This is a genomic window from Chitinophaga varians (assembly GCF_012641275.1).
GTDB classification, from domain to species: domain Bacteria; phylum Bacteroidota; class Bacteroidia; order Chitinophagales; family Chitinophagaceae; genus Chitinophaga; species Chitinophaga varians_A.
This window is the reverse complement of record NZ_JABAIA010000001.1, coordinates 2196662-2219699: the sequence shown is the minus strand read 5'-3', so window position 1 is coordinate 2219699 and position 23038 is coordinate 2196662. Positions and strand designations below refer to the sequence as shown.

The window sequence follows — 23038 nt, the reverse complement described above, 5'->3', positions numbered from 1 at the left end:
GCTTTCACAGGATTTTAAAAATAATTATGGACACATTAATAGCCATCAAAGATACCATTACCGTACAGGAAGCGCTGGACTTTATCCAGTCGCCGGAATGCGGCGGAGAGGTGATTTTCACCGGAACAGTGCGGAATGATACCCGTGGCCGCGGGGTGACGAAACTGTTTTATGAATGTTATGAAACGATGGCCCTCAGCGAGATGCAGAAAATAGCCGACCGGGTAAAAGCACAGTGGGACATCAAAAAACTGGTGATGCTGCATGCTATCGGCGACAAATATCCCGGCGATATTGCCGTGGTGATTGCTGTGGCCTCGGCACACCGTGGTATTGCGTTTGACGCCTGTGAGTTTACCATCGACACATTGAAGGAAACAGTGCCTATCTGGAAGAAAGAGTTTTTTACGGACGGAGAGATTGGCCAGTGACCTGCTTCAGGGCCACAGCCTTTTCTTCTGGCGTATTGGCATTATATTGTTCGGTGGCGTAAGGATTGTGCAGCAGCCGTATATGGGTGTTCAGCAACGTTTTACGGGGACAGTTTTTGCCTGCCTCCACATTTTGCCATAAAGCGCGCAAACCGGCAGGCTCCCAGATAGCGATCAGTGGCTCCGGAAGGTCATTCACCGGACTGATGAAGGCGGTGGCCGATTGTTCCGCATCACGTTCGCGGACCAATATTTCAAGGCTCTGCCGGCTGATCAGCGGAAGATCGCAGGCCAGCACCAGCCAGGCGCTGTCAGGTTGCGCCTGATGAGCACTTAGCAGTCCCGCGGAGGGGCCGCCATAAGGCACGCTGTCAGATATCAACCGGGAATAGTGATCAAAATCTGTTTGTTGATCTTTCCGGCAGGACAGATACGTTTCCAGTTTAAAAGACGTCAGTAAATCCGCCAGGTATCGCCACTGCGGCATACCGTGATAGCTGATCCTGCTTTTATTTTCCTGCATGCGGGTACTTTGCCCGCCACAAAGTACCAGTCCTTTTAATGGTGCGATATTATTCCCTGTCATAGCTTACTCTTTTCAAAAAATCAGTCTGTTTAGTGTGACTATCCGCCATGCCCGTAGTCCTGCTTGCCGCCGGTTTTACTGATCAGCCGGGTTTGGCGGATGATCATTTCCTGCGTGAATGCTTTGCACATATCATAGATGGTGAGCGCAGCTACGCTGGCGCCGGTGAGGGCTTCCATTTCCACGCCTGTTTTGCCGGTGGTTTTTACAGTGCAACGGATAATGGCTTCTTCCTCTTCAAGATGTATCTGTACATCGCAGCCGTCCAGCAACAGGGTGTGGCAGAGCGGAATGAGGTCCGGCGTTTTTTTGGCCGCCATGATACCGGCTATGATGGCCGTCTGGAACACTGCGCCCTTGCGGGTTTGTATGTCGTTGTTGCGGAACTGTTCCCGTACCAGTGCGGGTAAATACACCCGGCTTTCGGCAACGGCTACACGATAAGTGCTGCCTTTGCCGCTTACATCTACCATTGCCGGCTGACCGGAGGGATCGAGATGGGTAAAATCGCTGCTTGATGGATTGGCCATAATATCATAAATTTAATCACTTTCACCTGTACAAAAATAATACAAAATGATGCTGACTGTTGCTGCTGCGTATACTGCCGTATTACAGACCGTGAAGGACATGGGCACAGAAGTGCTGCCTTTTGAAGCGGTCACCGGGCGCATATTGCGTGAGCCCGTTAAAGCTGACAGGCCTTTTCCGCCGTTCGACCGGGTTACGATGGATGGTATTGCCATCCTGTACGACAGTTTTGCCCGCGGGCAGCAGATTTTTGGTGTGGAAGATATACAGGCCGCCGGCGCTCCGCGGCTACAGTTGTCCAATACGGCCAATTGCATTGAAGTGATGACCGGCGCCATTTTACCGGAACTGACAGATACCGTGGTGCCTTACGAACAGCTGCAAGCCACTGACCATGAAGGGTTCCGCCGTTTTACCATCACTGGTAACGTAACACAGGGACAGAACGTTCATCGCAAAGGCACCGATGTGGCGGAAGACACCGTGCTGTTGTCACCGGGGACCCTGATAGGCCCTGCGGAAGCGGGCGTGCTGGCCACTGTCGGGAAAACGCTTGTAACGGTGGCCCGGTTGCCGCGGGTAGCTGTGATTGCCACCGGTAATGAACTGGTGCCAGTAGATGCCACCCCCGAAGAACACCAGGTGCGCATCTCCAATATATATAGCCTGATGGCTTCCTTGCAGCAATGCGGTATTACCGCAGTATACGTTCACCTGAGCGATGAGGAAGCTGCCATGCAGGAGCGGCTGGAACCATTATTGCGGGAGACAGATGTGTGGATCAGCTCCGGGGCGGTATCTGCCGGGAAATATGATTACCTGCCGGCGGTACTGCAGCGATTGGGTATGCAGCAACGTTTTCATAAAGTGCAACAAAGGCCCGGAAAGCCTTTCCTGTTCGGCACTTTCGCCAATGGTCCGGTGGTGTTTGCCCTGCCAGGCAACCCGGTTTCGGGTTTTATGTGTTATTACCGTTATGTGCTGCCCTGGCTGAAAGCTGCTATGGGAGCGCAGGAAGAAGCACCCGTTTATGCCGTGTTGCAGGAAACAGTGACTTTTAATCCTCCATTGGAATATTATCTTCCTGTTAAGTTGCAATCATTGCCCGATGGCACCATGGGTGCTGTTCCCCAGCCTTACCATGGCTCGGGGGACCTTGCCAGCCTGCTGCTTGCCGATGCTTTTATGGCGTTGCCACAGGATAAGAATATTTTTGAAAAAGGAAGTTGTTATCCTGTCTGGAGATTTCGTTAAACCCGGGCGGCAAAACTCAGTCTTAGATTAAACTATTTACGTATGCCTGTAGTTGCCAAAAAACTGGAAATGCAACATCTCGCCTGGCGTGCCGGCTTCGGTGAAACCCTGCCCGTTATCTCCGACTGGGAAAGAAGACGGCGAAAAGAAATCGTGAATAAAGTATTGATCGGCCCTAAACGGGCTGAACTGGAATCGATAGACGTTATCAACGCCACTGACCTGCCGGATTACCGGCGCTCAAAAGACATGACGGCCGAACAACGTAAAACCGTCAATGAAATGAACACACAGGGCATCAAAGACCTCAGCGTGGCCTGGATGAATATGATGCAGAAAAGCGATCACCCGCTGCGTGAAAAAATGAGCCTCTTCTGGCACGGCCACTTTGCCTGCCGCACACAGAACGTGCTGTTCAACCAGCAGCTGATCAGCGAAATCAGGAACAATGCCCTGGGCAACTTCGGCGACCTGCTGACGGCCGTCTCCAAATCTCCGGCCATGCTACAGTTCCTTAATAATCAACAAAACCGTAAGCAGCATCCCAACGAAAATTTTGCCCGCGAAGTGATGGAACTGTTTACCATGGGCCGTGGACATTACGCGGAAACAGATATTAAAGAAGCTGCCCGCGCCTTTACCGGATGGGGCTTCGATGAAGATGGCCAATTCGTGTTCCGGGAAAAACAACACGACGACGGTATCAAAAATATCCTCGGTAAAAGTGGTAACTACAATGGAGACGATGTACTGAAAATACTACTGGAACAAAAACAAACAGCCACTTTTATCACTACCAAACTATTCAAATATTTTGTAGATGATACACCCGATGATACCCTTATCCAGTCTCTTTCAGAGAAGTTTTATCACTCAGGGTATGATATCAAAACACTGATGCGGGAGATATTTATGGCCGACTGGTTTTATGACAGCAAATACATTGGCAACCGTATCAAATCGCCCATAGAGCTGCTGGTAGGCATACGGAGGACCGTTCCCATGGCTTTCGAGCAGGAGGAAACGATGCTGGTGTTTCAGCGTATACTGGGACAGATGCTGTTTTACCCGCCCAACGTGGCCGGCTGGCCCGGTGGCCGTAGCTGGATAGACAGCTCCAGCCTCATGTTCCGGATGCGTGTGCCGCAGGTGATCCTGTACTCACAGGTGCTGAACGTACGGCCTAAAGAACTGACACCGGAAATGGGAGATGGCGGCAATTATAAAATGACATTGCAGATCAATGATTTCCTGAAAAGGCAGTTCGCCAAAAAAGTAAATGCACGGATCGACTGGGACCCTTATGTTCAGGGCTACGCCGATGTTCCCCGCGAAAACCTCGCGGACACTATCGCCGGCGTGTTGCTGCAACAGCCCGGCAATATCAAAAAAACGCTGCTGGAAAAATATGCTGACACCAGCTCCCGCGAAGGATATATCAAGACGGTTACCATCGATGTGATGAGCACTCCGGAATATCAACTTTGTTAATCATTCACCAGAAAGCTATTAGTTATGTTAATACTTAACAGGCGTCGTTTTTTACAGGTAGGTTCCCTGGCCTCAGCAGCGGTGCTGATGCCCAAGTTTCTGAAAGCGCTGGAAACCGGCGCACTGGTGCCTCCCGGCAATAAAGTGCTGGTGATTGTACAACTGTCAGGCGGCAACGATGGCCTGAATACCATCATCCCCTACCGTAACGATATCTATTACCGTTCCCGTCCGGCGTTGGGCATTAAACGGGAAACGGCCTTGTCGCTCAATGATGACCTGGGCATCCACCCTTCTTTGGACGGACTGAAAGCCTTATACGACGACGGTTCCCTGGGAATCCTCAACAACGTGGGATACCCCAATCCGGACCGTTCGCACTTCCGTTCCATGGATATCTGGCATTCAGCCAGCAAGGCAGAGGAAATATGGAGCGATGGCTGGGTAGGCCGCTACCTCGACGCCCAGTGCAACGGCTGTGATAAGCCCACGCAGGCACTGGAGATTGACGATACCTTAAGCCTGGCACTGAAAGGTGAGCATAACAAAGGACTGGCGCTGACAGATCCGGGCCGCCTTTCCAATACCAGCAATGACCGGTTTTTCAAAGATCTGTTGCAACAGCATGCGCATGAAGATGAACACCATAATGTAGAGTATCTCTACAAAACCATGGGTGAAACGATCTCTTCTGCCGCTTATATCCAACAGCAGTTCAAGACTTATCAATCCAAAGAAAACTACCCCGGCACCGAGCTGGGACGTAATATGCGCACCATCGCCAACCTGATCATGTCTGATATCAATACCAAAGTGTATTATGTGTCGCACGGCAGTTTTGATACCCATGTGAATCAGCAGGACCAGCAGGCACGGCTTTTTAAACAGTTGAGCGATGCCCTGACAGTATTTACCGGTGATCTTAAAAAGAATAACCGCTTTCAGGATGTGGTCGTAATGACCTTTTCCGAGTTCGGACGGCGTGTAAGCCAGAATGCCAGCGGCGGAACAGACCACGGCACAGCCAATAACATGTTCCTGATAGGCGGTGCTTTAAAACGGCAGGGAGTGTTGAATGACGGGCCAGACCTGATGAACCTGAAAGACGGGGATTTGCAGTATAAGGTGGATTTCAAAAGCGTATATGCCACGCTGTTAGATAAATGGCTGGGCGCCAATGATAAAATGATCCTGAAATCTGACTATGCGAAGCTGGATTTCATTTAGTAATAAGCAATAAAGCCCATGCCAGGAGCATGGGCTTTATTGTTATACAAAGGTATGCTTAGAGGGCAGTTTAACATATAAGCCCTCACACCATCAATAACGAAATATTGACAATAAACACATCTAAAACAAAACCTAGCCCAGGGCTTCAGCCCTGGGATTATTGTGCTGTAACGCTATAAATCGCTCTGAAGGCAGCGTTTTTGATGGTGCGGCTGCCGCCAACCCCGCTGAGGTCTTTCACGGTGCCGGAGAAGGTCCCTTCCACCAGTATATTATTACTGTTGGTGACAGTGAGTACACAGTCAGCGCTGCCTTGTGAGCTGTAAGTGGCAGGATAGCCACCGCTGTTGATCACTATCAGGATGCTGTTACCTGCTCTGGTGCAGGGATATACGCCCGGAGGGAAAGGTACTTTCAGTCCGGCCATAGAGATGTTGATAATATCGTTATTGACGGTTTTCCCGGTAATTTCCAGTTTATAGTAGTCATTGGTGGGATCATCGTCCTGGAAGTCAGGAGCGTAAGCCACTCCTTTGGGATTCTCGCTGAGATAGATTTTATTATCCAGTCTTACGGAAACAAACTTACGGTCTTTGCTATCGTCTTTATCTTTTCCGCAGGAGCTGCCGAGGATTACAACGGCACTGAGTAATGCGGTTACAAGTATGCGCATAGGTACTTATTATAGAAAGATGTAATAAAAATTCCGATAAAAATAATCATTTTCAGAATAGAAAAACGGATGCCGGCCCGGTATTGTTACATTCCGGTGCCGGCATCTTAAAATATCCTGATAACTTGAATGTTATGCTTTTCGGGCGGTGCGATAGAGATACCAGCCCATAAAGGCGAAGAAAGCACATCCCAGTACAAAGTAGCCGCCATGGCCTAATATACCGGCGAGGCCGTCTTCCATATTGAGTTTGGCGAGTATCGCAGCGGAGCTGTCAAATCCGGCCAGTATGGCGATAATGACACCTGCCACAGCGCCTCCTGCCACAAGGCCGGTGGCAAAGAGATTGCCTTTGCCCAGTTCTTCTTCTGCTGCGGACGTGTGGACATTGGCTTTTTTGTTTTTATGGTCTACCACGCCGCGGATAGCGCCACCAATGAAGATCGGCAAAGTGGTGGACAATGGCAGATAAGCGCCTACCGCAAAGGAGAGCGAGTTAATGTTGCACAGTTCCATTGTAACGGCGAGGAATACACCTACCAGCACAAACTGCCAGTCGAGGTTAAACGACAGGATGCCTTTGGCCAGTGTAGCCATGAGCGTGCCTTGCGGCGCCGGATAGTATGCGCTGCCGATAGCATGTTCAGTAACGCCTTTGCTGATCATTTCAGCGGTAGGCTTGTCGAGGAATTTTACGGTCAGCCCGATCACGATGGAAGACACGATGGCGCCGATGAACAGGGCCAGCTGTTGGTACATGGGCGTAGCGCCCACGATATAACCGGATTTCAGGTCCTGCGAAGTACCGCCTGCATTGGCGGCAGCAATACAGATCATACCGCCTACCACCAGGGCCATCGGCTCATATACTTTGCCGGTCCAGCCTACAGCGATAAACACCAGGCAGGTGCCCATCAGCGTGGCGATGGTCATACCGGAGATAGGGTTATTGGAAGAGCCTATCAGGCCTACGATACGGCTGGACACCGTTACGAAGAAGGCACCGAAGACTACCACCAGCAGTCCCACCAGCATTTTTTTGCCGATGGAATCGCCCGGGAGCTGCGGCAGGAAAGCCATCAGGAGCACCAGGGCGATGCTGCCGAACAGTACTACCTTGAGGCTCAGGTCTTTTTCCGTTCTCAGTACGTTTGCCTGTGCGTCGCCGCCTTCTTTACGGTCTTTGATAGCGCCGATGCTGCCTTTAAAAGACGAGATGATGGTGGGGATGGTTTTCAGCAGGGTGATGAAACCGCCTGCCGCTACCGCGCCGGCGCCAATCTGGCGTACATAGGCATAATATACCGCGGAGGAATAATCAGCGAAAGTATGGGTCACAGGGTCCCAGTTGCCTTGTCCGCCAGGTGTTTGCAGGCTGGCGAGATAACCGATTTTTACCAGTTGGGAGGCAATCACGTCGCCAGGCAGCAGGGAGGCCAGCAACGGGATGAGGGCCAGCCAGGAGAGCACGCCGCCGGCTACCAGTACGCCCGCAATACGCGGACCGATGATATAACCCACACCCATATACTCCGGGGTGATGTCTGCGCTGATTTTGGCGGAAGGGAAAAACCTGCTGGTTTGTTTGGTCATGTACGCCGGTGTTTCAGCGATAACATGTAATATCTTCTGGAAGATGGCATAGGCAAAGGCGAAACCGAGACCATAGAAGGCGGTACGGGCAAAGTCGCCCCCTTTCTCGCCGGCAATGAGCACATCGCCGCAGGCGGTGCCTTCCGGGTATGGGAGCGTTTTGTGTTCCTTCACGATCAGCGACCGGCGCAGCGGGATCATCATCAGGGTGCCGAGGATACCGCCGAAGATGGCCAGAATGAGGATGGTGAAGTAGTTAAAGAACTGGGCGCCACCGCCATCGCTGAGGAACAGGAAGCCCGGCAGGGTGAACACTACGCCGGCAGCAATGGATTCACCGGCGGAACCGGTGGTCTGGATGATATTGTTTTCCAGAATGGTGGTGTTGAAGAATTTTCTGCCTAACGTGATGGCAATTACGGCAATCGGGATGGAAGCGGAAACGGTAAGACCGGCTTTTAGGGCGAGGTATACGGTGGCGGCGCCAAAGATGATCCCAAAGATGCAGCCCAGTAAAATGGATTTGAGGGTAAATTCTTTCATTTGAGTGCCTGGCGGCACAAATGGTTTGAAGTTGTTGTCAGCCATATTGATAAGGTAAAAAAGTGTTAAGGGCTGAAATTTACGAATTACGGGGTTACTTACCGCGTATAAAAGGAAGACCGGAACAAATTGTATTGTTCCGGTCTTCCTTTTTATACATAAGAGGTATGCCTGTTATCTTACGCCATGCATCCATTTTTTCAGGAAGCTGGTAGAGAGGAACAGGAGTACTGCGGCGCCACCTGGCAGGATCACGAACACCATAAAGAACTCATAGAGGTTATGGATCGTGTAACCGGCGAAAGTTGGGTAGTGGGCAGCCAGTTTCAGTTCATGTAATTTGTCCAGTTGCTGGGCAGTGGCAGTGATGGTACCGTCCAGGATGCCCTGGAGGTCAATATTATTTTTAGCGGCCAGCTCAAATTTATCCTGTGTAGGCGGCAGTAAGGCGCCCAGTGTGCCTGCCAGCGCGTAGCCGGCGGCGTTGGCGAGGAACCATACGCCCATCAGCAGGGAGGAGAAGCGATGGGGCGCCAGTTTGGCCACCAGTGACAGGCCTATCGGGGACAGGCACAGTTCACCGAGGGTATGGAACAGGTACATCACGATCAGCCAGATGACGCCGAGTTTCTGGCCGGCGCCCAGGTTTTTCACCTGCAGGGCGATGATGAAGAAGCCCAATGCCAGCAAAGCCAGCCCGATGGATTGTTTTATGGGTGAGATGGGCTCCAGGTTGCGTTTCTGAAGTTTCATCCATAACCAGCTGAAAGGAAGTGCAAATACGATGATAAAGATGGAGTTGGCGTTTTGTATAAAGCTCGGCGGCATGTCCCATCCTAAAAGGTGACGGTCTGTCTGATAGTCGGCCACAAAGGTGAGGGAAGAACCGGCTTGCTCAAAACAGGCCCAGAAGAAGATCACAAAGAAGGCTACAAAGTAGATCACGAGGATACGTTGTCTTTCTACTTTGGTAATGCTTTTATCGGTCAGGATCAGCACTGCGAGGCTGATGCCGGACGCGTAGATGAAGGGATACAGCCAGGACTTGATTGGATTGGGATCGAGAGAGAGGTAGTGGATGATGAAAAACAGTACCACCAGGAGGCCCAGAACGCCTACAATAGCGCCGGAAGAGAATTTGGCCTTATCAGCTTCGCCTTCAGCGAGGTTGGCGGCTGGTTTGCTAAAGTCGGGTTTGCCGCCGATCGCTTCGCCATCGGGCGTCACCACATATTTGTCTTTCAGGAAATAGAACAGGACGGTGCCGAGGAACATCGCTATGCCGGCAGCCAGGAAGCCCCATTTGAAAGCGCCTACCATTCTCACGTTGTCAACTTTCACATCACCCAGCAGCGGGCAGATCAGCATACCGAGGAAGGCGCCGGTGTTAATGCCCATATAGAAAATAGTGAAGGCTGCATCCAGGCGGCTGTCGTTTTTAGGGTACAGCTGGCCTACCATGGAGGAGATATTGGGTTTAAAGAACCCGTTACCGATGATGATCACGAACAGGGCCACCCAGACAATCAGTTTGGCAGTGTCCACGTTGGTGGCGTAAAGCGCAGCGCTGAGTACCATCAGCAACTGCCCGATGCCCATAATGAAACCACCTAACAGAATACAGTTCCGGTTGCCAAGGTAGCGGTCGGAAATGTATCCGCCAAGCATAGGGGTGAGATAACTTAAACCGAGGAAGCCGCCATAAACGTAGGAAGACTCAGCTTCAGAGAATGCCAGTGCATTTACCAGGAAGAGGGTCAGCAACGCCCTCATGCCATAAAAATTAAATCGCTCCCACATTTCCGTGGTAAATAAGACAGCAAGGCCTTTAGGATGCCCCTTTGACGAGGCGTCAGCAGGCTTCTGTGCAACAGCTGTTTGCATCATAAATGGTTAGTTTTAGCAATAGTCGTTTTAAGGTTCTGTAAATTTCTAAATGCGGCAATTTAAAGTAAAATAGGATATCTCGTAAAAAAATGGTGGAAATGGTCAGTTTTTATGGTTTTTTGTGCTTTTTTCATCTTTCTTTGCATTTTCTTTCGCACCTGCATTTATTAGGCAATTCATATGAACATTTTATTACTAGGTAGTGGTGGCCGGGAACACGCCCTGGCCCGGAAAATGTCCCAAAGTCCACAGTGTGGCCAGTTATTTATCGCGCCAGGCAATGCCGGCACATCGCAATGTGGAACGAACGTCGATATGGGCGTGAGTGAATTTGAGAAGATCCGGGCTTTTTGCCTGGAAAATGCCATCGACCTGGTAGTGCCGGGATCGGAAGAGGCCCTGGTAAATGGTATCTATGATTTCTTTGCCCAGGATGCCGCCCTGCAGCATATTCCGGTGATGGGTCCTTCCAAAGAGGGCGCCCGCCTGGAGGGCAGCAAGGCTTTTGCCAAGCTGTTCATGGAGCGGCATCAGATCCCGACAGCTGCTTACCGGGAATTTAATGCAGACAATTTTGAAGAAGGCGTGGCTTATCTTCAGCAGCATTCCTTACCAATTGTATTGAAGGCCGACGGGCTGGCTGCCGGTAAAGGCGTGGTGATCACCAGTTCACATGAAGAGGCCGTGGCCGAGTTTGAACAGATGATCCGTGCCGCCAAATTTGGCGATGCCAGCAAAACCGTGGTGATAGAGCAGTTCCTGACTGGTATTGAACTGTCTGTGTTTGTGCTGACGGACGGCCATTCCTATAAGATACTGCCGGAAGCAAAGGACTACAAACGAATTGGTGAAGGCGACAAGGGCCTCAACACCGGCGGTATGGGAGCGGTATCTCCGGTACCTTTTGCCGATGCGGCTTTCATGAAAAAGGTGGAAGACAAAATAATCCGCCCTACAGTAGCGGGCTTGTCAAAAGAAGCGATAAAATATAACGGATTCATCTTTTTTGGCTTGATTAATGTGGAAGGAGAGCCTTTTGTTATTGAGTACAACTGTCGCATGGGCGACCCGGAAACGGAAGTCGTAATGCCCCGTTTACAAAACGATTTACTGGAATTGTTTACCACGGTATCAAACGGTACGCTGGCAGCGCAAACCATTTATGCAGATCCGCGTGCAGCCGCCACCGTCATGCTGGTGTCCAGGGGCTATCCGGAAGCATATGAGAAAAACAAGGAGATCAGCGGCATACCAGCGCCTACGCAGGACCAGGTGGTATTTCATGCCGGGACCAAACAATCGGGCGCGCAAGTCGTGAGCAATGGCGGCCGTGTGCTGGCCATCACTTCGCTGGCAGCCAGCCTGCCGCTGGCACTGGCCCATTCGGTGCAAACCGCGGAGCAGATTTCGTTTGAAGGCAAAACGTATCGTCGGGACATCGGTTACGAGTTCATTTAGTCATTTGGTTGTTTCTTTATTTGGAAGTTTCTCTGAGGAAACATGCTTTCCAAATGATCAAATAACTAAATATTAAAATGGTAAAATAATCATGTCGGGTTGCCGTTTAAACAACAAATAACTTTTTTTAATATTTAGCCGTATTATTGCAAGAATATCCACTTTTTGCATCGTATATTCGTTAGAATTATTCATTTTTGCATTCTAATTTTTGACCGTATCAACAATGGGATTTTTTAATTTTTTAACGCAGGAAATCGCGATTGATCTGGGTACAGCGAACACGCTGATAATACATAATGACCAAGTGGTTGTGGACGAGCCTTCCATTGTAGCGATAGAACGGGCTAGCGGTAAAATTGTGGCCGTAGGTAAGAAGGCCATGATGATGCACGAAAAAACACATGAATATCTTCGAACGATACGTCCCCTGAAGGATGGTGTGATCGCGGACTTCAATGCCGCTGAGGGTATGCTCAGGGAACTGATAAAAATGGTTTATCCTAAAAAGCCGTTGTTTGCTCCCAGCTGGCGTATGGTGATCTGTATCCCTTCCAGCATTACTGAAGTGGAGAAGAGAGCGGTACGTGACTCTGCCGAGCAGGCAGGCGCCAAGGAAGTGTACCTGTTGCACGAACCAATGGCCGCCGCCCTGGGTATCGGTATCGACGTGGAAGAACCAGTGGGTAACATGATCATCGATATCGGAGGTGGTACCACCGGTATCTCTGTGATCGCCCTGGCAGGTATTGTGTGCGACCAGAGCATCCGTATCGCCGGTGACGAATTCACCGCTGATATTATGGAAGCGCTCCGCCGTTACCATAGCCTGTTAATTGGTGAACGGACAGCCGAACAGATCAAGATCCATATCGGATCGGCACTGAAAGAGCTGGACAACCCACCAGATGATATCCCGGTTAACGGTCGTGACCTGGTGACCGGCATCCCTAAACAGATCATGGTATCTTACCAGGAGATCGCCGAAGCACTGGACAAATCTATCTTTAAAATCGAAGAAGCCATCCTGAAAGCGCTGGAAACAACGCCTCCGGAGCTGGCATCAGATATTTACCGCAGAGGCTTGTACCTGACCGGTGGCGGTGCGCTGCTGCGCGGCCTGGACAAACGCCTTGCCCAGAAAATCAAACTGCCGGTACATGTAGCAGATGATCCGCTGCGTGCCGTAGTAAGAGGTACTGGCATCGCTTTGAAACATGTGGGCAAATATCCGTTCCTGATGCAATAAACCTATTTAGGTATTTGGCTATTTGGTTATTTAGAGATTTCCGGGGAAAAGGACTCTCTAAATGACCAAATAGCTAAATAATAAAATCTCTAAATGACTCGCGCTTGTGCGGAATTTAATCATTTTCTTTAGGCGATATTTCAACTTCTTCTTATTTCTGCTGCTGGAAGTGATTTGTATTGTGTTGGTATTCCAGAACAATAACCTGCAGCGATCTGCCTACCTTAACTCCGCCAATGATATTAGTGGGAAGCTGTACGACAAATACAACAACGTACAATATTACTTTCACCTGAAAGCTACCAACGACAGCCTGGTAGCGGAAAATACCCGCCTGCACAATGCCGTTCGCACCAGCTTTGATTCTGTGGTGACAGGCACCGGCCTCAAAATAGATACGATCCGCCAATACAGCGACGATACCCTTCACCGGGTGATCGGCACCCAGGTCCGCCGCTATAAGTACTTTGAGGCTAAGGTGATCAATAACTCCGTTAACAAACCCATCAACTATCTGACTATCCACCGCGGCAGCCTGCAGGGTATCCGTCCCAATATGGGCGTTATCAGCAGCAGCGGCGTGGTAGGCGTGGTAAGAAGCGTGAGCGATAACTATGCAGTGGTGCTTTCCATGCTTTCCAAATCCAACTCGGTGTCTATCAGCGCCAGGCTGGGCCAGGGCAAGGAAATGGGGTCTGTACACTGGGACGGTGACAATGCCACCTATGCCCAGTTAAAGGATATCCCGAAGAGCGCTAAAGTACATAAAGGGGATACCGTGGTCACCAGCGGCTTTTCAGCGCTGTTTCCTGAAAATATCCCCATTGGTTATGTAGACACGGTGATGATGTCGGATAAAGCCGGCACCTCTTATAATATCCGTCTGAGACTGGCCACGAATTTCTATAACGTGCAATATGTGTACGTAATAGAAAATCTGCTGAAAGATGAACAACAACGACTAGAAGACTCAACTTACAAGTTGATTAAATGAGTATACTGTTAAGAAATATTATCCGGTTTGCATTCCTGTTGCTGATACAGGTGTTTGTGCTCAACAAGATACTGATCCACCAGCTGGTGAGCCCTTATCTGTACATGCTTTTCATCCTGGCGCTGCCTTTTAACCTGCCGCGCCCGGTGGTGATGTTGCTTGGGTTCCTGATGGGTATCTCCCTCGATATGTTTTCCAACACCATGGGGATACATGCGGCAGCCTGCGTGTTTATCGCTTACCTGCGACCGTTTATTATCAATGTCCTGTCGCCCCAGGGTGGCTTTGAAACCACTCAGAAAACGCCGTCCATGACCAGTATGGGCGTTTCGCAGTTTCTGATCTATGCGGCGGTGCTGGTATTTCTGCACCACGTGGTCTTTTTTATCCTGGAAGTTTTCGGCTTCGGCAACCCATTGTACCTGATGCTGAAAATCCTGCTTTCTACTGCTGCCAGCCTTATTTTAATCGTTTTATACGAATTGCTTTTTTTCACAAAGAAATAGCAGTCTGCAAGAAGCGTTTGCCAAATATTACTATTAAATTTATACATCGGAAAAAAAGGAGGTTGGCAGCTGTTTCCGCCAACGACAAGCATTTTAAAATTTATCCGTCCTCAATAGCATGTCAGTTTTTAATCAGCCCAGAAAAAGAGTTATACAGGCGATTATACTTGGGATGGTGGTGCTGATCATTACCAGGTTGTTTTTCCTGCAGATCGTGGAGAAGAAGTACGCGAAGCTGGCGGATGCCAACGCCGTACTCAGAAAAGTGGTATATCCCAGCCGTGGTATCATCTACGACCGGCAAAACAGGGCTATCCTCAGTAATGACGTGCTTTACGACCTGGTGGTAACACCGGCCAGCGCCAAAAACATTGACACTGCCTACCTCTGTAAGATATTAAACATCGATAAGGAAGAATTCCGGAAACGTATTGTCAACGCGATCGTGAGAAACGGCCGCGTAAGACAGTCGGTTTTTGCGCCACTGTTGCCGGCTGAAGTGTTCGGCCAGCTTCAGGAGAGCATGTACCTCTTCCAGCCCGGATTTGAGCTGGTGCCCCGTCAGATACGCTCCTATCCTTATTCGGCGGCGGCCAATATCCTGGGATATATCGGAGAGATCTCGCCAGAACGCCTCAAAGACACCGCTTATTCTTCCTACAACTCAGGTGACTACCTCGGCCTGGCCGGACTTGAAAGGACTTATGAAGCGGTGCTCATGGGCACACGTGGTATACAGTACCTCGTGAAAGACAACCTGAACAGGCCCCAGGGCGCCTATGAAAACGGTGAATTCGATAGCGCCGCCGTTGCCGGTAAAAACCTGCGCCTGTCACTCGATATTGAATTACAGCAGTTCGGGGAAAAACTCATGAAAGGCAAAATGGGCAGTATTGTGGCCATCGACCCGCAAACAGGCGGTATCCTGGCCATGGTGAGCGCGCCTACTTTCGATCCTAACCTGCTTACCGGTTCCTACCGCAGCACTAACTCGGTGCTGTTGAACCGTGATACCACGAAACCGACCTTCAACCGTGCCATTCAGGCCACTTATCCGCCTGGTTCCACTTTCAAGCCGATGATCGCGCTGGTGGGGCTGGACGAAGGCGTTATCACGCCCAGCTTTGGATATCCCTGTGGCGGCGCCTACTACGGTTGTAGCAGGCCCATCAAGTGCGAACACCATGACGCCGGTCACGCTGCCAACCTGCGCCTGGCGCTCTCCCACTCCTGTAACTCGTACTTTTCGCATGTATATCGCCTGAGTGTGGACGCGGCCAAGTTTGGCGGCATTCGTTCGGGTGGGCTTCAGAAATGGTCCGATTATATGAACAGCTTCGGCTTCGGTCACCGCATCGGGGTGGACGTGCCCAGCGAAGCCCGTGGTATTGTGCCTACGCCCGCGTTCTACGATAAAATGTATAAAGGCAGCTGGAACTCCTGCACTTCCGTGTTCCTTGGTATCGGTCAGGGTGAGCTGACGCTGACACCGTTACAGATGGCCAACGCCATGTGTATTGTGGCCAACCGCGGTTCCTACTTTATCCCGCACTTTGTGCAGAGCATTGATAATGACGATACCCATTTACTCGACAAATACAAGGAAAAACACGTGGTGGCGCATATCTCTGATACTGCCTACAGTGCTGTAATCCATGGTATGACAGACGTGGTGGAAAGCGGTACCGGCCGTGTGGCCCAGATTGAAGGCATCACCATCGGCGGTAAAACCGGTACGGCCGAAAACTACGGTATCGTTGACGGTAAACGGACCAAACTGAAAAACCACGCTGCATTTGTGGCGTTTGCACCGGCTGAAAACGCCCGTATAGCCGTGGCCGTTATTGTGGAGAACTCCGGCTTCGGCGCCCGTTACGCGGCACCTATCGCCAGTCTCATGATGGAGAAATACCTGAAGGACTCCATCTCCTCCAAAAGACAGGCCCTGATGAAAACCGTAATGGAAACGGTGACACTGGACCCGGCCATGGTGGCTAAATCAAAACTGGACTCGCTGAACAACAGCGCCATTATCAAGAAAAACGGAACTAAATAACTAACAACGAAATAAACATACGCAACCGCTCATGAACCGCTCGCAAGCCAAACTGACACAAGGGATTGACTGGCCGATTGTAGGCCTGTACCTGGCGCTGGTGATCATCGGCATCATGTCCATCTTTGCTGCGGAATACCGGGGCGATGATAACGTCTGGCAGAATATTATCCACCTGAATAAAAACTATTCGCGCCAGATCATGTGGTTCGGTATATCACTGGTACTGGCGGCTGTGATCTGGCTGACGGACAGTAAGTTCTTTACCGCCACCTCCAACCTGTTGTACGCAGGCGGTTTATTACTATTGCTATTGGTATTGGGCATTGGTAAGGACGTAAAAGGATCTCACTCGTGGCTGGTGATCGGCGGTTTCCAGTTTCAACCCGCGGAGCTGACGAAGCTCTGTACCAACCTGGCTTTGGCCAAATACCTGTCATCGCAGGAAACAGACTTCACCAAGTTGCGGTCGCGGCTGATCGCCGCTGCCATCGCGCTGATTCCTGCAGGCATCATCATTCTGCAGGATGAAACGGGGCTTGCGCTGGTATATTTTTCCTTTTTCCTCGTGATGTTCCGCGAAGGGCTGCCTGGTATCCTGCTGGTGATAGCCTTCTCCGGTATCGTGCTGGTATTGTCCGCCCTGCTGGTAGATAAATATGTGCTGTTTACGATCTTCTCTGTGATCACCGCGCTGGTCATCTATTTCATGCGACGGGAGATCAAACGGAAACGGTCACGTTTGCTTGTCATCATCGGCGTATATGCTTTCTGTTCCGTGTTCGTAATGTTTGTGGTGCCTTTTGCTTTTACCAAGGTGTTAAAGGACTATCAGGTGCGTCGTATTGAGGTGATGCTGGGCAAGGAAAATGATCCCAAGGCAACTTACAATACCCGGCAGAGTATGATTGCCATTGGTTCCGGTGGTTTCTGGGGCAAAGGATACCTGAAAGGGACACAGACCCGTTTTGACTTCGTACCGGAACAGAGTACTGACTTTATCTTTTGTACTGTTGGGGAAGACTTCGGCTTCCTGGGCAGTGTGATCTTCCTCGGATTGTATGTGGCCTTGCTTTTCCGGATCATATTTGTGGCAGAGCGACAGCGATCGACCTACTCGCGCGTATATGCCTATGGGGTGGCCAGTATTATCTTCTTCCACCTGGCGATTAATATCTCGATGACCATTGGTTTGGCGCCGGTGATTGGTATCCCGTTGCCATTGGTGAGTTATGGCGGTTCTTCGCTGATGACCTTCACCATGCTGATATTTATTATGCTGCGGCTGGACGCAGACCGGCAGATGGTGTTGCGGTAACCGGGGCTGCAACCTAATGGTGAATGGGCTATCTTTGCATCATGGCACGAATTATTCCATTATCAGAAGGTTCATTTACGGTAGATGCTACCAAACGGTTTTCTCCTTTCAGACTGGGCACAGATAACCTGCAGGACCGTCCGCACGGTTCCCTGCTGGTAGAGATACAGCCTTTTCTCGTGATCACTGACCGTGACTATATATTATTTGACGCCGGGCTTGGTTTCCGCAATGAAGACGGTGTATTGCAGATCCATCAGCACCTGATAGACCATGGCATCAACCCCATGGAAATCACGAAGGTGTTAATGAGCCACTTGCATAAAGACCACTCAGGGGGCGTATCTGCAGCCGATCCTATTACCGGCGAACGCACCCTCACCTTTCCCAACGCCACCTATTATGTGAATAATGAAGAGATGCTGTATGCCATGGAGCATGCAGGCAAATCATACCTTTCCGAAGACATCATACTGCTGCAACAACGCGATAACGTGGTGTTTACGACCGGCAACGGCACTATAGACGGTTATATTCATTATGAACTGACCGGTGGTCACTGCCCTTATCACCAGGTATTTCTGGTAGATGACGGAGAGGACAAAGTCTTTTTCGGGGGCGATGTGGCGCCACAGATTTCCCAGATGAAGAGCCGTTTTGTGGCTAAATACGACTATGACGGCAAACGCAGTATGGAGCTGCGGCAGGAGTTTATGGAGCGTGGTAAGCAGGAAGGGTGGACTTTCCTTTTCTATCATGATACCAAAGAGCCATTTGCCAAATTCTGATAAAGGAGCAGGAGCAGACACCTATGTACACCTTGTATGACCGCTTTACGCTAAGAGGACAACACCATATCAGGACATGGGAGCAAGAGGGCCAGAGCTGGGCTGCCTACAGCAATTACCGGCAAGCCGCCGCTCATGGCCTGTATATACCACAGCCGGTGCTCAATCTGGTGGTACGTGGTGAAAAGAGAATATATGACGGCTTGCAGGTACACCACCTGCGGGCCGGCGATGTGTTTCTCATACCATCGGGCAGTGTGCTCTGCTCGGAGATATTACGACCGTCGGAAGACTATGCCAGTATTAATTTTTTCCTGCCGTCAGACCTGCTGGCAACGCAGTACGCTGCTGCCGGTACCGGCAAACACCTGGTCGGTACTACTTTGACGCTTTCCCCTTCTTCTCAATGGCAACAGCTGACGCAGGCATTGCTGCGTGACTTCCGGAAAGAAGGAGGCGCACCCTCCTATGAAAATATGATGGACCGGGTATTGCATTTGTTACATCGGGAAACCATCACTGTAAAGCAGGCATTGGCCGGGAGGCCGTCGGTCCCCATGCAGCAAATGATGGCGCGCCTGCATAAAGGAATTCATGAAGTGCAGTTACTGGAAGAAATAGCAGCTATGGGAAACATGAGCCTGGCCACCCTGAAGCGGCGTTTCCGGGAAACCTATCAATGCAGTCCCATGCAATGGATATGGGCCAAGCGTTTACAGATGTCGGCGCTGTTATTGCGCACCACTGAACAGCCTGTCCCTGAGATTGCCTATAGTACCGGATTTGCGGACCTTTCGCATTTTTACCGGCAGTTCCGCCGTTGTTTCGGGATGACGCCCGTGCAATGGCGCCGCGGGGAAAATGAGCTTTCCAGCAAATAATCCCGGCAACAAAAGCCCTACCTTGTCGTTTCAAAAAAAGCGATCATAATGGAAAACATGACCTCCTTTGGGAATGCCTGGGTGGCAGCCTGGAACAGCCATAACCTCGATGAAGTGATGTCGCACTATTCACCGGACATTGTCTTTTACTCTCCTTTTATCCAGAAAATCAACAATGACCCTGAAGGCTGTATCCGCGGCGTTGATAACCTGCGTGCTTATTTCAGCCGGGCATTGACGGCCTATCCGGACCTGCATTTTGAATTGTATCATATACTGGAAGGCGTAAATTCTGTTGTGCTGTATTACAAGAGCGTCAACAATTTACTGAGCACGGAAATGATGGTGTTGAAAGACGGGAAGGTGGTAGAGGTAAGGGCGCACTATAAAGCACAGTAAAAATCAATATGGGTTAGTATAAGTAACAAAAAGGGAGATCATGTTGATCTCCCTTTTTGTTATTGTTTAAGGTCTTTTCCTGAAGTTCCCGCCCTGATTGATTCTGTTGAGGCGTTGGTTATTCAGGTGATTGAGCATGATGGTCCTGAATTCGCGTTCGCTTTTGAATACTGCGCCGGCTTTGCGGGCGGGCAGTACGCGTTGGAATTCGTTGGTATATCTTGATCTGATATCGTACATTCTTTTTTCGTAGCCGAGGTCATTGTCCATATTTCTTCTGGCAATGTCGTCGGGGTCGCCGGGGAGTGCCCTGTCCTGCTGCCTTTTGTTGTGGCGTTCGGCGATGAGTGTTTCCACTTCTTTTGTATAGTTTTTATATACCGGCCAGAACTTCTCTGCCTCATCAGCGGAGAGGTTCAGTTTCTGGGAGAGGTACTGCATCTGAAGGTTTTTTATTTTTTCAGCTGCTTCGTCAGATGCGGGCTTTTGTGCCTGGGTTATGGCACTGGTCAACATAAGCAGGACAATCCCTATTATTTTAAGATTAAAGCGTTTCATGCATCACTACTGGTTAGGTAATACCTCTTTGGAAAACGATGATTGTTGCAGGTATTGTTCGATGGCAGCGGGCGGAATCTCTTCATTCAGTTGTTGTTGCAGTGCTTCCGGAGCTGACACGTCGGCAAAGCCGGCAAAGATAGCATCGTTATCAAAAGCGTCAGTATGGTTTTGGAGATAGTATTCAATATCCTGGTTGTCGATCCTTTCCAGTTGTTTTTCCACGCTAAAGTTGCCGTCCCGTTGCAGGAAGAGCAGGGCCGTGGTTCCGGCGAAAGTGATTAAACAGGCGGCTACGGCGTATCTCAGCCATTTCCTGACCGGGTTGCGATGTGCTATGCGTAGCGAAGGCATAGCAGGTTCCGGCGGGATGGCGGCCAGTGAGCCGAAATATCCTGCGGGTACGGTAAAGGGAACCTGTTTGGGTATGGCGGCCAGCAGCGGGGACAGTTCCTTCAGTTCGGCTGTGACCGGGTTTTCCTCAGTAGCATGTATCCGTTGAAGGATGGCTTGTGGAAGAGCCTCAAAATATCCGTTGGGCACCGTAAAAGGAAGATCGGGTGTAAGTACGCCCGCGTGGTTGGGTTGCAGTAAATGAACCTGCTGCAGCACAGCATCCGGTAGCCGGTCAAAATAACCAGCCGGCACCGTAAAAGGCGCATCGGCGGGCCAGTTGGCATCCGGCGCCAGTTGCTTTAATTCATTGCTGATATGTTCGTGCTTGTTCATATACAATTTTTAGACACATCACCGCTTCAATAGTTTAATGAGATTTTAATCTTTTGCCAAAAAACTTTAAAGACGGCTTAAAATCGGGAAATACAGACGATCAGATATCCGTTCCTTTGATAAAATCCTCGATTTTCCTGACTGCATGGTGGTACGATGCTTTCAGGGCTCCTTCTGAGGTGTCCAATACCCTGCTCATTTCTTCGTAGGGCATTTCATCGTAATATCTTAAATTAAATACAATTCTTTGCTTTTCAGGTAGTTGTAGTATAGCTTGTTGCAGTTTCCATTCAAGTTTATTGGCATCAAACTGGGCATCTGCCTTTAGTTTGTTGCTAAGGCCGTCTTCCACGTCAGAGAGGGAGATGGCGAATTTCCGTTTTTGTTGTTCCAGGAACGTCAGGCATTCATTTGTGGCTATTTTATACAGCCAGGTAAACAACTGGGCATCTTCCCGGAAATTTTCCAGGTTCTTCCACACTTTTATGAAAACGTTTTGCAGCACATCATTGGCATCGTCATGTGAAATGACCAGTCGCCTGATATGCCAGTAAAGCCTTTCCTGGTACTTGCGGATGATCAGGGTAAAACCCTGTTCACGGGTTTCGGGCATCCGGTATAGTGCCAGTAATGTTTTATCGTCCTGTGTAACGGCCATAGGTTAAATGGTTCTTGGACAGGTTTTATTTTCCTGAATATAAAGAAAAATCTTGCTGTCAGGTACTTTAATGATGATATAAAGTATTGTTTCTTCTATGATATGTAGAAAATGTAAAAGTTTAACGGGGTGGTAGAGTATTTGTTTGTAGCCCGGGGCTTCAGTCCCTGGATTAAATGAAAACAGCCCATGGACGTTTGGTCCATGGGCTGTAATGAGTTTATCCGGGTGGATTATTGTTTCTTTCTCTGTATGGCTTTTTCAGCAGCGGCCACAATATGGTCTGCGTCGAGGCCGTATTTTTTCAGCAGTTCCACGGGTTTGCCGCTTTCGCCAAAGGTATCGTTGGTGCCTACATATTCGATGGGCACTGGGATATGGCGGGCGGCTACCTGGGCGATGCTGTCGCCGAGGCCGCCGAGCACGTTATGTTCTTCGGCAGTTACCGCGCAGCGTGTTTTGCTGAGGGACTTGATCACCGCTTCTTCGTCGAGTGGTTTGATGGTGTGGATGTTGATGATTTCCACGCTGTAGCCTTTTTCTTCCAGTATTTTACCGGCTTCCACTGCGATCCATACGAGGTGGCCGCAGGCGAAGAGGGTGATATCGGTGCCTTCATGAAGGACCTGTGCTTTACCGATCTGGAAGTCCTGGTTTTCGGCGGTGAAGTTAGGCCATTTTGGACGGCCGAAACGGAGGTATACCGGTCCTTCGTGCTCAGCGATCGCGATGGTAGCGGCTTTGGTCTGATTGAAATCGCAGGGAACGATTACGGTCATGCCAGGCAGCATTTTCATCATACCGATATCTTCGAGTATCTGGTGGGTAGCGCCGTCTTCACCGAGCGTAAGGCCCGCGTGGGAGGCGCATATTTTCACGTTTTTGTTGGAATAGGCCACAGACTGGCGGATCTGGTCATATACCCTGCCGGTGGAGAAGTTGGCGAAAGTGGTGGTATATGGTATTTTTCCACCGATGGTCATACCGGCGGCGATGCCGATCATATTGGCTTCGGCGATGCCTACCTGTACGAAGCGATCAGGAAATTCTTTTACAAAGGCATTCAGCTTCATGGAGCCGAGCAGGTCGGCAGTCAAAGCTACAACATTTGGATTTTTGCGGCCCACTTCCAGGATGCCTTCGCCAAATCCGGCGCGGGTTTCTTTTTCGTTTAGCGGTTGAATATCTTTTACCATTGCGGTCTTTTTAAAATTGAGGCGTAAAT

Annotated in this window: 22 protein-coding genes; 13 read left to right on the top strand and 9 right to left on the bottom strand. The window is 50.0% G+C overall.

The window, feature by feature from the left end; translation table 11 throughout:
• Positions 1 to 26: 26 nt before the first annotated feature.
• A complete protein-coding gene (locus HGH92_RS08980; RefSeq protein WP_168870391.1) occupies positions 27 to 431 on the top strand; it encodes a molybdopterin synthase catalytic subunit in 405 nt (134 codons plus the stop codon).
• On the opposite strand, the gene HGH92_RS08975 is transcribed toward HGH92_RS08980, so the two are convergent.
• Complete coding sequence (locus HGH92_RS08975; RefSeq protein WP_168870390.1) at positions 406 to 1017, bottom strand: NTP transferase domain-containing protein; 612 nt, start codon at positions 1015 to 1017, stop codon at positions 406 to 408. The genes HGH92_RS08980 and HGH92_RS08975 overlap by 26 nt on opposite strands.
• 38 nt (positions 1018 to 1055) lie before the next feature.
• A complete protein-coding gene (gene moaC / locus HGH92_RS08970; protein ID WP_168870389.1) occupies positions 1056 to 1547 on the bottom strand; it encodes a cyclic pyranopterin monophosphate synthase MoaC in 492 nt (163 codons plus the stop codon).
• 46 nt (positions 1548 to 1593) lie between these two features.
• Between moaC and HGH92_RS08965 the strand changes: the two genes are divergently transcribed.
• Genes HGH92_RS08965 through HGH92_RS08955 form a run of 3 tightly spaced genes read left to right on the top strand, consistent with a single transcriptional unit; the run spans position 1594 to position 5520 of the window.
• Positions 1594 to 2802 carry a molybdopterin molybdotransferase MoeA gene (locus HGH92_RS08965; RefSeq protein WP_168870388.1) on the top strand — a complete coding sequence of 403 codons (1209 nt, stop codon included), beginning with the start codon at positions 1594 to 1596 and terminating at the stop codon, positions 2800 to 2802.
• 42 nt (positions 2803 to 2844) lie between these two features.
• Positions 2845 to 4293 carry a DUF1800 family protein gene (locus HGH92_RS08960; protein WP_247654851.1) on the top strand — a complete coding sequence of 483 codons (1449 nt, stop codon included), beginning with the start codon at positions 2845 to 2847 and terminating at the stop codon, positions 4291 to 4293.
• Between the two features lie 24 nt (positions 4294 to 4317).
• Positions 4318 to 5520, top strand: coding sequence for a DUF1501 domain-containing protein (locus tag HGH92_RS08955; protein ID WP_168870387.1), 1203 nt, complete (start codon positions 4318 to 4320; stop codon positions 5518 to 5520).
• A 160-nt stretch (positions 5521 to 5680) separates the two neighbouring features.
• Here the strand turns inward: HGH92_RS08955 and HGH92_RS08950 are convergent, their stop codons facing one another.
• From HGH92_RS08950 to HGH92_RS08940, 3 genes are all read right to left on the bottom strand, one after another.
• Positions 5681 to 6196 carry a hypothetical protein gene (locus HGH92_RS08950; protein WP_168870386.1) on the bottom strand — a complete coding sequence of 172 codons (516 nt, stop codon included), beginning with the start codon at positions 6194 to 6196 and terminating at the stop codon, positions 5681 to 5683.
• Positions 6197 to 6328: 132 nt separating this feature from the next.
• Positions 6329 to 8377: an OPT family oligopeptide transporter gene (locus tag HGH92_RS08945; RefSeq protein WP_168870385.1), complete on the bottom strand. Its 2049-nt coding sequence runs from the start codon at positions 8375 to 8377 to the stop codon at positions 6329 to 6331.
• Between the two features lie 129 nt (positions 8378 to 8506).
• Positions 8507 to 10219, bottom strand: coding sequence for a peptide MFS transporter (locus HGH92_RS08940; RefSeq protein WP_168870384.1), 1713 nt, complete (start codon positions 10217 to 10219; stop codon positions 8507 to 8509).
• Between the two features lie 180 nt (positions 10220 to 10399).
• Here HGH92_RS08940 and purD point away from each other — a divergent pair, with 180 nt between their 5' ends.
• The 9 genes from purD to HGH92_RS08895 all read left to right on the top strand — a co-directional run bounded on the left by purD (position 10400) and on the right by HGH92_RS08895 (position 19868).
• Positions 10400 to 11677, top strand: coding sequence for a phosphoribosylamine--glycine ligase (purD, locus tag HGH92_RS08935; protein WP_168870383.1), 1278 nt, complete (start codon positions 10400 to 10402; stop codon positions 11675 to 11677).
• 226 nt (positions 11678 to 11903) lie between these two features.
• Positions 11904 to 12926, top strand: coding sequence for a rod shape-determining protein (locus HGH92_RS08930; RefSeq protein ID WP_078669179.1), 1023 nt, complete (start codon positions 11904 to 11906; stop codon positions 12924 to 12926).
• A 106-nt stretch (positions 12927 to 13032) separates the two neighbouring features.
• Positions 13033 to 13920: a rod shape-determining protein MreC gene (mreC, locus tag HGH92_RS08925; protein WP_168870382.1), complete on the top strand. Its 888-nt coding sequence runs from the start codon at positions 13033 to 13035 to the stop codon at positions 13918 to 13920.
• Complete coding sequence (gene mreD, locus HGH92_RS08920; protein WP_168870381.1) at positions 13917 to 14426, top strand: rod shape-determining protein MreD; 510 nt, start codon at positions 13917 to 13919, stop codon at positions 14424 to 14426. The genes mreC and mreD overlap by 4 nt, the downstream gene beginning before the upstream one ends.
• A 118-nt stretch (positions 14427 to 14544) precedes the next feature.
• On the top strand, positions 14545 to 16482 hold the full coding sequence (gene mrdA / locus HGH92_RS08915; RefSeq protein WP_168870380.1) for a penicillin-binding protein 2: 1938 nt from the start codon (positions 14545 to 14547) through the stop codon (positions 16480 to 16482).
• A 31-nt stretch (positions 16483 to 16513) separates the two neighbouring features.
• Entirely contained in the window at positions 16514 to 17800 is a 1287-nt protein-coding gene (gene rodA, locus HGH92_RS08910) for a rod shape-determining protein RodA (protein ID WP_168870379.1), read from the top strand.
• 41 nt (positions 17801 to 17841) lie between these two features.
• Positions 17842 to 18588: an MBL fold metallo-hydrolase gene (locus HGH92_RS08905; protein ID WP_168870378.1), complete on the top strand. Its 747-nt coding sequence runs from the start codon at positions 17842 to 17844 to the stop codon at positions 18586 to 18588.
• A gap of 23 nt (positions 18589 to 18611) precedes the next feature.
• Positions 18612 to 19469, top strand: a complete 858-nt coding sequence (locus HGH92_RS08900; protein ID WP_168870377.1) for a helix-turn-helix transcriptional regulator — start codon at positions 18612 to 18614, stop codon at positions 19467 to 19469.
• A 48-nt stretch (positions 19470 to 19517) separates the two neighbouring features.
• A complete protein-coding gene (locus tag HGH92_RS08895) occupies positions 19518 to 19868 on the top strand; it encodes a nuclear transport factor 2 family protein (protein WP_247654850.1) in 351 nt (116 codons plus the stop codon).
• Between the two features lie 66 nt (positions 19869 to 19934).
• Here the strand turns inward: HGH92_RS08895 and HGH92_RS08890 are convergent, their stop codons facing one another.
• The 4 genes from HGH92_RS08890 to HGH92_RS08875 all read right to left on the bottom strand — a co-directional run bounded on the left by HGH92_RS08890 (position 19935) and on the right by HGH92_RS08875 (position 23009).
• Positions 19935 to 20309, bottom strand: coding sequence for a hypothetical protein (locus HGH92_RS08890; protein ID WP_168870376.1), 375 nt, complete (start codon positions 20307 to 20309; stop codon positions 19935 to 19937).
• A 123-nt stretch (positions 20310 to 20432) separates the two neighbouring features.
• The gene (locus tag HGH92_RS08885) at positions 20433 to 21155 is read right to left on the bottom strand and encodes a hypothetical protein (protein ID WP_168870375.1); all 723 of its coding nucleotides are present in this window, start codon (positions 21153 to 21155) and stop codon (positions 20433 to 20435) included.
• A gap of 100 nt (positions 21156 to 21255) precedes the next feature.
• Positions 21256 to 21813 carry an RNA polymerase sigma factor gene (locus HGH92_RS08880; RefSeq protein ID WP_168870374.1) on the bottom strand — a complete coding sequence of 186 codons (558 nt, stop codon included), beginning with the start codon at positions 21811 to 21813 and terminating at the stop codon, positions 21256 to 21258.
• 233 nt (positions 21814 to 22046) lie between these two features.
• Positions 22047 to 23009 (bottom strand): transketolase family protein, encoded by a 963-nt coding sequence (locus HGH92_RS08875; RefSeq protein ID WP_168870373.1) that lies wholly within the window; start codon positions 23007 to 23009, stop codon positions 22047 to 22049.
• Positions 23010 to 23038 lie beyond the last annotated feature (29 nt).